Below are 12692 nucleotides of genomic sequence, written 5' to 3' on the forward strand. Positions count from 1 at the left end.
CGCATCGGTTCCAGTTGATGCGGTACTCGGATCGCGATAGTAATAACTGAACGGTTTACACGCTGATCGCACAGCCATCGGGCGATCAGGTGTGCACTGACTTTCAGTGGCTACTCTCGTCTCCGGCGACACAGACGAGAGGAGACGGGCCGGCGAAAACGGAGAAAAACGGAACGGCAGCCACCAGATGGCTAGAAGACCTCGAAGATCGACGGCAGCACGTCGGGCATGACGTACACGAAGATCATCATCCAGAAGCCGACGAAGGCCGCGTAGTAGACAAGCGGAATCAGGTTCAGTCGCATGACCCGTCCCTCCTGGCCGACCAGGCCGACGGTCGCGAGCGCGGCGACGATGTTGTGTATCGCGATGAGGTTTCCGATCGCGCCGCCGACGGCTTGCCCGCCGACGATCAGCTGCGTCGGGAGGCCGAGTTCCGACGCCGCTTCGAACTGGAACGCGCCGAAGGTGATGTTGGAAGTGGTGTTCGACCCCGTCATCGCCGCAGCGAGGGCGCCAATCAACGCCGCAATGGCGGGATAGACCGGTCCGAACGCGTTCGCCGTCGCGACCGCGAGCACCTCGATCATGCTCCCGACCGCGGGCGCTCCCGGCGCTTCACCGGACAGGAGCATTACTTGCACCATCGCGATGACGAATACGAGCGCGATAAACGGCGCCACGATCTTCTCGCCGGCCTCGCGCCAGGCGTTGCTGATCTGTCCGCCGCTCATGCCGAACAACGGGATGGCGACGAGCGCGCTGACGACCAGCCACATCCCGGGTGCGTGTCCCCACGCGATCGCCGCACTGTGGGGAGTCCCCAAGATGCTCGACCACTCGATGACGAACAGCGAACTGTTGAAGAACTCCGTGATGGGATCGAACACACGCGTGACGACCAGCAACACGACGAGAAAGAGGTACGGCGACCAGGCCTTCAACAGCGTCATCGATTGCCCGCCGTCAGCCGCGGCCGCGGCTCCGGAGGCGGTCCCGGTGCCGGCGCCGTTCTCGCCCGGTTCGATCGTGCCGACCCAGGAACTGGGCCACTCCTCGCGGGGCGGGAAGTCCCACTCCTCCTCTGGAAGGAAGTAACCGGCCCTGAGCGTCGGGACAACGATCGCAGCGCCGACCATGGATCCGATCAGCGACGGGAACTCGGCGGTGAGAAACCAGGCCGACAGCCAATAGGGGATCGCGAACGAGATCCCTGCGAACAGACACAGCGGCCAGACGTCTACGGCCGGCTGGATCGAGCGTTCCTCACCGAAGAAGTACACGACCATTCCGACCGCGAACAGCGGCATGACGAAGCCGACCAGCGCGTGGTAGGTCGCCGCCCACGCGGCCACCTGGACCGAGTACTCCGCGACCGTCATCCCCTGGGACGAGATGGCTTCCTGCGTGAACGAGACGCTCGACAGCGGTTCCTGAATGCCGACGATGATCGGCGTGCCGACCGCCCCGTAGGTCACGGCGATGATGTGTCCGATGATGGCCGCGATTACGGCCGCGAGCGCCGGGAAGCCGAGCGCAAGCAACAGCGGGGCGACGACCGCCGCGGGCGTCCCGAACCCGGCGGCTCCTTCGATGAACGTCGCGAGCAGGAAGCCGAGGAGAACGACCTGCACGCGGCGGTCGTCCGAGATGGTTGCGAAACCCCGATTGATCCGCTCAAACGCGCCGGCCTGCATCAGCGTATAGAGCAGGACGAGCGCGCCGAAGACGATCCAAAGGATCTCGAGGGCCGTCATCACTCCGACAATCGACGCGGCCGCGAGATAGTCTGGCGGATTGTTCCACACGACGTAGCCGACGCCGAGCGCGACCAGCCAGGCGATCGGCATCGCACGCGTCGCCGGCCATAACAGCCCGACGATCAGCACGGCGACGATGAGCAGCGGCAACGCCGCGGCGACGATTTCGACTACCATCGTTCGCCCACCTCCGCAGAACGGATCGAAGTAGCGGTTATCCGCCCGGTATCCGGATTTACGCCTGGTGTGATTACAAGTATCTTGGACATTGCAAACACTTCACATTCTTGTATCATAATGGTATTAATAAAAATGATGGTTATTCATCTGATCAACGATCGAATGTGTGAACAATCGTCCTGAGCAAATATGGTTCTGAGTCGACATCAATGACAACAGAGAAAGATGGGATCCGTCTAGTTGAGGGCTGCCCAAATTTGTCGGTATCCTGTCTATTTTTCCGTTGTATGTTACAGTAGTGTGCGAGTAATTCAAGCTATTCTCTGACGCCCATCCGACTATTCACCTCCGGAGTAAAAAGCGGTCACCGTGTATTTGAGGCACTGAAATCCTTGAATCGGTTCTATCAACACGACTGAACTGATCGCGCGGCCCTATTCGAGCAAGCGAAGCCAGTTAGCCGTAGCCATCACTGAGAAATACAGTTTCGCTAGAATCGTGTTTCCCGGTCATCTCTGGAGAACTGCCGCTGTGAGACCATTGTCTCGCTGTCTCCCGACTGCCACAGTACCGATCAGCGATAACTCGGTCTGTATTGCAGTCTCCTCTCACGACCAAGACGGGGATGATCCAGGCAATTTATTTATAGAAGCAGCAATACAGCGGTATTCGCTTTGCAGTTCTCTATGCTTCTGCTGATCCGTCAACCGGGTGTCTCGAGTGCCCGACAGCATCCCGCAGTAATTCTTGCGGCTCTTTATCCTGCCGGGTAATCGATCGTCATTCCTCCTCCCTTTCCTTTCATCGTCCGAGGAGGCGGCGGGTGTCTGCGCTCAGTCATACTCTGCTGTTACAGAGGAGTTCATTCGAGTTCACTATTCGGAGAGTGATTTGCGTCGTCGGAGCATGTCTTTCGATCACTACCCATCACTAACTAACTAACTGTTTAGTAAGTACATAAGAAGGCCGGTTGCGAACACAGCCAGCTCACAGTCAGTGAGTAAATCGATACATACGCAGCGTCCCGCCAGACGTGATAGACCTGTAGTGTGAGTCGTCTCGCTTCCGTCTAAACAGGGTTCTGCTGTGAAATCAGAAGAGATCGCCTCAGCGGACAGCCCCGAAGGGTCAGTGGCTAGTGCCAAGTGTGCCGACGAGTTCAATACCCGCCCAGCTAGCGGCCCAGGTCGTGGACGATGAGGTAAACCGCTCGTGACTGTCACGGGAGTTTGTTTTAGATATTCCAATTGGTAACGAAACCAAAAGGACTATGATTGACTGAATAGTCAGTAAATACATGCAGTCCTCCGATCTACCCGTCGGAGTGGAACAGCCTCCCGAAGCCATCCGAAGTCAAGAAGGACAACTCTCGCCGTTTGACTGGTACGCTGAGATGCGTGCTGAGGACCCGGTTCGGTTCGATGAGCAGCGAGAGATGTGGGATATATTTCGGTACGAGGATGTTGACCGCGTGCTGAAGGATCACGACGCGTTTACGGCTCGCCGAACGCGGGAAGACAACGAGTTCTCGAGTGACGCCGAAGACGATACGGGAATGCTCCAGACGATGATCACGGTTGATCCGCCGGAACACAACCGGCTTCGAGGATTTGTCGACGAGCGATTCCAGCCGGGGTCAATTCGGGAGTACCAACCGCGAGTGGAGGCGGTGACCGAGGACGTATTGGACGCGCTTGCGGGCGAGGAACAGTTCGACTTCGTCGACGAGTTTGCGATTCCGTTTCCCGTTACAGTCATCGCCGAATTACTGGGCATTCCTGCTGAACGTCGCGATCAGTTCAAAGCGTGGTCGGATGCGCTCATTGCGCGGCCTAAAAACGGCACTCAAACGGAGATACGGCGGATTCAGCAGGAGCGCCAGCAGGCCCGACAGGAGATGAGTGACTACTTCACGAAATTAGTGGCAGAGCGACGCGGAGGCGACGGTGACGACTTTATCACGCTCGCAGCGAACACGGAGGAACTATCCAGGGAAGAGAAAGTCGGGTTCTGTATACTCTTGCTCCTCGCGGGCAACATCACCACGACGAATCTCCTCACCAACGCGATCTGGTCCCTCGAAGAACAGGGATTGACGGATGCGGTTCGTACGGGAGCGATCGACCGTAAACAGGTCGTAGAAGAGGTACTTCGATACCGGTCTCCGGTCCAATCACTAAATCGTATTGCCATAGCGGACGTCGAGCTAAACGGAAAACAGATTCAGGCCGGAGATGCCGTCACGCTCTGGCTGGGAGCCGCAAACCGCGATCCGGAGATCTTCGATGCACCTGAAGAATTTCGGCCTGAGCGGCGTCCAAACCGGCACATGGCGTTCGGAATGGGCGTTCACTTCTGCTTAGGCGCACATCTTGCACGGATGGAAGCAGACGTCGCCATGCAGCAACTGCTCGAACGCTTCGATCGGCTGGATGCGAATCTCTCGAATCTCGATCCGCTATACAGTCTATACGGTCTCAAATCGCTCCCCTGTGAGGTGAATAGAACCGCTCCACCTGCAAAATAGCTCTCTCAATGGCTTCGCGTACTCTACGCCCATTACCACGCCGTTTCCGAGCAATCGCCGCACTAACCGGGTAGGACGAAAAGCAGAGAGGCGGCACTCAGTCGGCTGCCTGCCCGCCGTCGACGGGGAGCGTATGACCAGTAATATACGACGCATCAGCGGAACAGAGGAACGCAGCCGCACCGGCCATCTCCGCCGGCTTTGCGACGCGGTCCATCGGGACGTCAGTCATTGCCGACGTATCGAACGGCATCGACGTAGGGTCGGTATCGATTCCCGGCGAATTGGCCTGGATGTTCGTTTTCGTCGGGCCTGGTGCTATCGCATTGATCCGAATCCCTCTCGAGGCATACTCGAGGGCAACCGTTTTGGTGAGACCGACGACGCCGTGTTTACTGGCCGAATAGCTGGCGAGTCCGCCCATCCCTACTAATCCGGACTCGGATGCTGTGTTAACGATCGCACCGCTTCCCTGCTCCTCCATGACAGGGAGCTCGGCCTTCAGACACGCCCAGATGCCTTTCAGATTGATCTCGAGGAGTGTATTCCACTGTTCTTCTCCGATGTCGGTTACCTCGGCAAATCCCGTGAGGATGCCCGCATTGTTGTGCGCGAAATCGAGGCTTCCGTACGTATCAACTGCGATATCGACCATTCGCTCGACCGACTCGAAATCGGAGACGTCCACTTCGACGAACGTCGCGTCACCGTCTGCGTCCTCGATCACGTCGACTGTTTCACGACCAGTTTCCGTAGCGATATCCGCGACAATCACGTTTGCTCCTTCCGCAGCGAAACGTTTTGCCGACGCACGTCCAATTCCGGATCCCGCTCCCGTTACCACGGCCGTCTTCCCATCTAATCCGTTCACGATTGTACCTCGGGACTAACTAACTGTTCAGTAAATAAATCCCTTTGGCTTTGGGTGATCGGTGACAATGGTTTCACTCGCACCGACCGCTCGCTTGTCCAGCAGTACTCGTCGTAACGAGTGAAATCAGCCTATTCAGTGGAGATGAGAACAATCATTGTTTTGAGGATTGTAGTGGCAGCACCGTTATCCGAAGTATTCACAATTCAATTACTAATTAGTCAGTCAATAAATTGGAAGCAAGGAATATTTGCGAGATGCCGCTACTGACGGCATTTAGCGGCTTATTTCGGGCTAATTAGTTGGTTTTATCTGGAGAATTCGTTGGTGGGTCATAACGGTTATCAAACCGTAGAGTAAAGCAGTATCAAATGGGTGATCCATGGGATGAGGCCTTCTCGGAGCGACACGAGGAGATCATGCAGGCGATCTATCGGGCTCTTCACAAACACGGATATGCTGACTTGACGATGAAACGAATTGCAGACGAATACGGTAAATCAACGGCTGCAGTACACTACTACTACGATACAAAAGACGAACTCCTTGCGGCTTTTCTCGATTATGTCCTGAAGGAGTTTGCCGATTCGATTCAGGATATCAAGACGACTGACGCAGAAGAGCGGCTTGAACTACTGCTCGATCAACTCCTCGTCAAACCGCAGGAAGGGTTAGACCTTCCGATAGCGTTGCTCGAAATGCGGAGTCAGGCACCTTACAAGGATGCCTTCCGCGACCGATTCCAGCAGAACGACGAGTACATTCAGTATATGCTCAAAGCAGTTATCAACCACGGCATCGACGAAGGTGTCTTCAACGATGTGGACGCTGCCCACGTGACCCACTCGTTGATGACTATCGTTGACGGTGCCCGTACTCGAGCAGTCGTTCTAAACGATATCGAGGAACTCGAAACAGCGCGTCAGACTGCGAGTGAATATGTCGACGCGATGTTACTGTGACGAACTCGGCACGGTCTATCTGAGTCTATTTAAGGAACGAACAGGCCGCTGTGTATCTTGGGAATACTGAAATACTGCTTAACAAGAGCTATAGCGGACATCTAGGGGATCTTGGAAAAACAAGTGGCCGGGGAATACGCTACGGGCGTTGCCATTCGTCTCCACGAAATGGGTGCTCGTTCAGGAGACACCACCGATGCTCGTTGAATTATAGTAGCTACTGAAAGTCAGTGCACGCCTGATCGTATGACGGCTGTACGATCAGTGTATAAACCGTTTCAGTGGCTACCAGAGGTGCTGAACGTTCGTAGGGGGTGGTCCAAACCGGATACACGCAGAGAAATTATGGTTCTCGGACAGTATCTGGAGGACACCAGCCGTGGGGTCGCCCTACAGCGCCGGAAAAATAACAACCCCTAAGCCATTGTTATTCGAGTTCATCAATCGCGGTTGGTATTCTTCAGTACCGTGGTTTCCGACAACAATTCCGAAGAACGTGTTGGTGAGTACTCACGGCCGGGTCCGTAGTCGAACTCGTCGAACACACGGAGTGGAACGTTTCCGAGTGGCGCGACCCGTGTGATCGATGTCCTGATTTACGGTCTTGGTTACCATCTCTTCTCCATCTGTTTCCCGTTAGCGCAGCTCTGATGGCGTGTTTCTACGATCCAAAGAATGCAAAACTCCGGTCGGATCGCTTCTGAAATGACAATCAGCGTGAGAAACGGGAACCGGAACGAGACCTGTGACTCAGCCGAACATCTGCCGCATTACCGGATGCATTTCCATTAACTGTTCTTCGGCTATTTCCTCGTATAGCTTGTACGTGATACTCACCGTAAGCAAGAGCGATGTGCCAGAGACGCCGCCGATCGTTCCGAGCATATTCGCGAGCACAGCAAGCAACCCGACGAGAACACCCCCGATGACAGCTAACTGCGGAATATAGCGCTCAAGAACTCGTTCCATCACCTTGGGGTTCTGCCGGAAACCAGGAATCTGCATTCCGGAGTTCAGAATCTGATTGGCCGTTGCCTTGGGACCCATATCGGCGGTCTCGACCCAGAAGATCGAAAAAATCGCCCCGCCAGCGATCATGAATACGAGATCGATGAACACACGTAGTAAGATCTGCCACGGGGAATGACCGGCAGCACCTGCCCACCACATCCACTGTTGAGGGCTGTGAATTGGATTGAGGTAGTAGAACAGGCCGTCGATGGGCTGGCCATTCGAATTATAGACGCCGAGCCACGTCGGCAAGCCGTCGCGCAACTGACTGTGCAATAGCTGGCCGAAGAACTGGATATTGGACTGTATTGCTCGGACAAAGATCATCGGTAGAACGCTTGCGTAGATGAGTTTCACCGGAAACTTCCCGCGAGCGCCTTTTACCCGTGCATGCGAGAGGGGGATCTCGACGCGAACACTTTCGGCATACACGACAAGTCCGAAGATGAGAAGGGTTGTGAACAATGGTAGGAGTTCGCCAACCCCGAATATCAGCGACTGAAGCCCGTATGCTGTAAATGGGGATCCCACTGAAACATCACCGATCAGTATTCGAACCCACGTCGTCAGGATACCGGAATTTTGCCCGGTAATACCGGGGACCGCGATGAGCCCACCAATGAGTTTCTGGCTTACGCCGGCGACAATGAACAGGCCGAGACCGCTTCCAACACCCCACTTGCTGATGACTTCGTCCATAAGCAGGATGAGAACGCCGCCAACGGCGATTTGGAAGAAGATCAACCACTTGATCACTCCCAGTGAGACCCCCAGTGTTTGAGCGAGTTGCGGGTCTGCGGGAAGGAACCCGCCGGCGAATACCATTGGCAGGCCGGTAAGACAGATCATTACGAGGACGAGGAACTTTTGTAATCCCTGGTACAGGGCCTGATCACGGGGATCTTCCGTATCGATCCCGAGCAGATTCGCCCCGCCAAGTAACTGCAAGACGATGCTCGCTGTCACGATCGGACCGATTCCAAGTTGAAGAACCGTCCCCTGACCGCCCGCGAGTATCGATCGGAATTGAGCGAAGATATCACTCCCCTGGTTTGCACCAAAAAGGTAGATGTTAGATAGGAAGAAGTACAGCACAAGTGTCCCCGCCGTCCACGCGAGTTTCCGCCGAAACGGAACGTGGCCCTCGGGACTACGAACGGCCGGCATCCGGACAAGGATAGGCTCAGCGGTTTCTTTCCAACTCATAACTCTCGTTCAGCGTGGCAACGTAATTCACAACAATGCGACCGTCGGAGACAGACGGTAGTACTGTTTCCTCTCATGGATTGTGATAGCGTTGTCACTCTAGCGCGGTCGGGTGACAGCGAAACGAGACTATTCGCTCCCTGCCACCGTGGCTAATACGGCTGAGTGACGTTCAGATAGAGGTTGATGAGTCGGGGACAAAAATACTACTGTTTTGGTTGTGGCAGCGGTTCTTCGGGCGGCACTGCATCTAGTATGCGCAGTGAGTGACGGCGACCGGCTCGATCAAATGCCCCAACGGATGTTTCATCCCACGGCGGGACAGCAACGAAGACGATCTCGTGCAAGTCGTCACATTTGGTCAATTGAAGCTCCGAAAGCGGGTGCGTGACGAATCGTCCCTGCGTGCGCTGAGGCGGTGTATGCAGATCAACGCCAAAGACGGAACTAACCGAGTTCGGCTGTTCTGGCAAATACAGATGGGTGAAAACCGGCGTCATGTCGAATATGCCATCAGCACCGTTCAACTCGCCTGCGGGTGTCGTTGCAAGACCGATCGAAAGCGAGTTCGGTTCGGCTTGACGGGCAAGTTGAAGAAGCGTCTCGAGAAGAGACTGCGTGATGTAGATGTCCCGTTTGGGACGGGTGGGTAGGTGGTCGGTATCCGATACTGGTTCTGCAGATTGTTGTGTATGGTTCTTGAAAACAGCGCCAGTGACGGTGATTATACCGATTATTCCGAGGTCCAGATCAGTCCACATTCCCAATCCGGATACGGTTTGCTTCGACACGATATCGAGAAGAATCCCGATGGCTCCCGAAATCACGAGGAGCGTTCCAACGAGAAAGACGGTCGTTGAAAAGGGTGATTCGAAGCGGTCACTGATCGAGGGCATAGTGAAACCAACCTAACGGTGCGAGTTATACGTTCCTGTTCACACTCGCGAAAACACTTGCTCGTTGACAAGGCCGCGAAAACGGACGATGTGAGATGGTGAGGTGGGTCCCGGTGACTGCGGAAACGAATAGAGCCAGCAAGGGAAGGCTAAGCTACCGTTCACGTGACACCCTCTGCAGTTGCCACGATCGAGACCTCATCTGATTTCAAACGGGAGTTGGGTCCAACGCTGAACCGCCGAACGACACGTATCTGTGAAAACGAGCGCCTCACCGATACAACGAGTAATCAAGGCTACCGAGCCGGGAGAGAGTACTTCGGAAACAACCACTTAGTCATTGTTATGATGTGGCTGCGGAGGTGGATCGGGTGTTGAATATTTTCCGGATGATCTGCCGTGAAGCCATCGAACAGAGGAAGTACCAGACGATCCACGTCGACATCGGTCCAAAGAGAGCCTCTTGCCACGACACAGCACCAGCAATCGGAACGACCATTCCCGATTCTGAAACTCCCAAGTGACCGCCCCGCACCTTCCATCGGAGCCAGAGAAACACTGGAACTGTCAACAGCATTATCCAGACCATCGGTCGAAACTGCACTTTGAACATCCCCAACTGATCGCTCGCGGCTTCCATCTGTTCTTCCTGAATTTGCTCAAGCGCTTCCTCATCACCGCGTTCCTTGGCTGCCTCCCGCCGTTCTTTCAAGTCGCTCATCCGTTCCTGATACTGCTGGAGTTTCTCGGTATCCATCAACCTCGATTGCAAGAGGGTCGAATAGAGTCCGGTCACTATAGCAAGCAACAGTATCACAATATGAAACGGAAGGTGCGCTGTGATCGGCGCGAGCAGGACGTTATCGAACGATGCGATGAAATCTCGAATACCAGTGTTCCAATAGCCGGTGAAGAGAGCCAGCGCAGTTATCCCCGCCGCTTTATCGTACCATTCCCACGACACGGACTCAATGTCGATGCTACTGCTCTCGTTGGAGACGGAACGATTGGTTACTCCTAACCGCTGTTCCAGTTCGTCGGGGTTCGCCAGTGTAAATCCGGTCCCTCCCGCGACAAGCACTTCTTCTCGGATCAACCGCCCCCACTGACTACTCGATACTGCATCACTCACGTCACTCCACTGAATCTCTTCAGTACCGCCGTCGCTCCGTTCGAGGATAATAGAGAGCGACTCACGCATCGCTGGATTCCCAATAAACTCCTCTAACTGCTCTCCGGGCATACAGTTACTTCGATGGTTGAATCGGACGATTATCAACTCTTCCGTTTCGATCGTTCCAGATAGACCTTCCAAACAGGTGAACAGTCGCAGCGTCGACCACCGCTTCTCTGACAATCACTAAGTGGTTGTTACCTCACTGTTAGCTCGAATTGACCATCGGAGCGTCGGTGGCGTTTAAAAGACGCTTTGGAATGCTGCGGTACCGTCACCTTCGTTGAAACGCATTGGAGTTCTATTACTTATACAGAACATTGGCACAACGAGCGCCGATATGCGTGGTTTCGATGGATTCATCCGGTTTGCAGCGTGATCCCGAAGAGATGAGAACACCGAGTCGTCATCAACCGATCTCGATGCATCACTGGCGAGTACGAGCGGGGCACGCATAGATCGATGGCGTCCGCGATCCTCGTTCTTCCGATCGCACTACTGGCGGCCCTATTCATGTCGTTCACAGTCGGCGGGAACAGCAACTCGGCACCCGTGGCTCCCGCCGTCGGTGCAAACGCCCTCTCGGTCCTCCGAGCAGCCCTCCTGGTCGGCGTGGTAGCCGGATTCGGTGCGATACTACAGGGCGGCAGTATCTCCGAGACGATCGGCAAAGATCTCGTCACCGGCGTCACGATCACACCGCTTGCAGCAACAGCGGCCTTGTTGACCGCTGCAAGCCTGATCACGATCGGGAACTCGTATGGTATTCCAATCCCGTCTGCATTCACCGTTACCGGAGCGATGATCGGTGTCGGAATCGCACTGGGCGGTGGTTTCGCAGTCCACGAATACATCGTCATTCTCGAGTTCTGGTTTGCGATTCCCATTGTGGAGGGCGTTCTCGCATACGGGCTCGCACGCGGCCTCCAAAGCGACCGTCTTCCCGAAACCGTCGGGATCCCGTTCCTTGCTGGCGCAGTCGGTTACGCGCTGGCGAACATCCAGCTAACGATCATCCCCTCACCGAGCGGCGCACAGGGATCGGTCGCTCGATATCTCGCCACCGCGTACGATCTACTCCCGACTCCCGTCGTCGGCTCTTACACGCTGGGGATGATTGCCGTAAGCGTCGTCGGTGGCCTCGTTGCTCTTGCCGCTACACGCGCCCTCCTACAGCGAGACGAGGCCGCCGGGATCAATCAGTTTCTCGTCGCGCTGGGACTTATCGTCGTGTTCACGAGTGGCGGCACGCAGGTCGGGTTGGCGACCGGGCCACTCGAGGCGATCTTCGAAACGACTCTCCAGATGCCCGCAATCTTCTTGCTTGCGCTCGGTGGCGGCGGAATTCTCCTGGGCGCATGGGTCCGAGGCCCGCGACTCGTTCAGGCAGTCTCGAACGAGTACGCAACACTCGGACCGAGGCGCTCGATTGCAGCCCTCATACCCGCGTTTTTAATTGCACAGCTCGCAATCGTCCTGGGGATTCCGATCTCGTTCAACAAAGTGATGATCGCGAGTATCGTCGGAAGCGGACTCGCCGCGGACTCGTCGAGTGGGAGCGGTGTCTCACCGCGAAAAGTGGGCATCACGGTCGGATCCTGGGTCGGATCGATGCTGGGGGCTGGAATCATCAGCTACGCACTCTACCGCCTCTTGAACGCGCTGCTTGGCGGTGGATAGGGCAGAAAACGAGTCGGTCGATGGTCGCTGAGTCGAAACCGATTTTATTGAGCCTCCGTTCATTCCGCAGTATGGGGCACAATATGAGACTCGACTACGCAACGTATACCAAGCGAGGGTTCCTTCTCGGGGTCGCCCTTTTTCTCCTCGGTGCAATCGGAACCGCAGCCGGCCCGTCCCTCATCGGACAACTCCCCGGTTGGGAACAGACTGCACTCTTCGATTCGATGGTGATCGGTATCGCAACAGGATTTTTCTCCGTCTTCGGATTCGGAATCTTCCTCCCGCTTACGGACTAAGTCCCGAAGAGAGCGCTTCGGAGTCGTCATGTTCACATCTCCCACACCCTACCGACGCTATGCAACAGATCAGAGACCCATATGATCGGACTGATTCCAAAGAGCCGCATCCAGACCGCTTCAACG

General features: G+C 55.6%; 9 protein-coding genes. 4 read left to right on the forward strand and 5 right to left on the reverse strand.

What is annotated here, in order from left to right; translation table 11 throughout:
* Positions 1–191 precede the first annotated feature (191 nt).
* Complete coding sequence (locus tag SM755_RS22240) at positions 192–1937, reverse strand: L-lactate permease (protein ID WP_006667076.1); 1746 nt, start codon at positions 1935–1937, stop codon at positions 192–194.
* 1300 nt (positions 1938–3237) lie between these two features.
* Between SM755_RS22240 and SM755_RS22245 the strand changes: the two genes are divergently transcribed.
* Complete coding sequence (locus SM755_RS22245) at positions 3238–4467, forward strand: cytochrome P450 (RefSeq protein WP_323174611.1); 1230 nt, start codon at positions 3238–3240, stop codon at positions 4465–4467.
* A 97-nt stretch (positions 4468–4564) separates the two neighbouring features.
* Here SM755_RS22245 and SM755_RS22250 read toward each other — a convergent pair whose 3' ends face one another.
* Positions 4565–5338, reverse strand: a complete 774-nt coding sequence (locus SM755_RS22250) for a glucose 1-dehydrogenase (protein WP_323174612.1) — start codon at positions 5336–5338, stop codon at positions 4565–4567.
* A gap of 371 nt (positions 5339–5709) precedes the next feature.
* Between SM755_RS22250 and SM755_RS22255 the strand changes: the two genes are divergently transcribed.
* A complete protein-coding gene (locus tag SM755_RS22255) occupies positions 5710–6300 on the forward strand; it encodes a TetR/AcrR family transcriptional regulator (RefSeq protein ID WP_323174613.1) in 591 nt (196 codons plus the stop codon).
* A 750-nt stretch (positions 6301–7050) separates the two neighbouring features.
* Here SM755_RS22255 and secY read toward each other — a convergent pair.
* From secY to SM755_RS22270, 3 genes are all read right to left on the reverse strand, one after another.
* Positions 7051–8517, reverse strand: coding sequence for a preprotein translocase subunit SecY (gene secY, locus SM755_RS22260; RefSeq protein ID WP_323174614.1), 1467 nt, complete (start codon positions 8515–8517; stop codon positions 7051–7053).
* Positions 8518–8723: 206 nt separating this feature from the next.
* Positions 8724–9146: a hypothetical protein gene (locus SM755_RS24575; protein WP_369335281.1), complete on the reverse strand. Its 423-nt coding sequence runs from the start codon at positions 9144–9146 to the stop codon at positions 8724–8726.
* A 610-nt stretch (positions 9147–9756) separates the two neighbouring features.
* Entirely contained in the window at positions 9757–10656 is a 900-nt protein-coding gene (locus SM755_RS22270) for a DUF106 domain-containing protein (protein WP_323174616.1), read from the reverse strand.
* A 393-nt stretch (positions 10657–11049) separates the two neighbouring features.
* Between SM755_RS22270 and SM755_RS22275 the strand changes: the two genes are divergently transcribed.
* Entirely contained in the window at positions 11050–12267 is a 1218-nt protein-coding gene (locus SM755_RS22275) for an inorganic phosphate transporter (protein WP_323174617.1), read from the forward strand.
* 83 nt (positions 12268–12350) lie between these two features.
* Positions 12351–12566, forward strand: coding sequence for a hypothetical protein (locus SM755_RS22280; RefSeq protein ID WP_006666962.1), 216 nt, complete (start codon positions 12351–12353; stop codon positions 12564–12566).
* Positions 12567–12692 lie beyond the last annotated feature (126 nt).

Source organism: Natrialba sp. PRR66, assembly GCF_034808065.1.
In the GTDB taxonomy this organism is placed as follows: domain Archaea; phylum Halobacteriota; class Halobacteria; order Halobacteriales; family Natrialbaceae; genus Natrialba; species Natrialba aegyptia.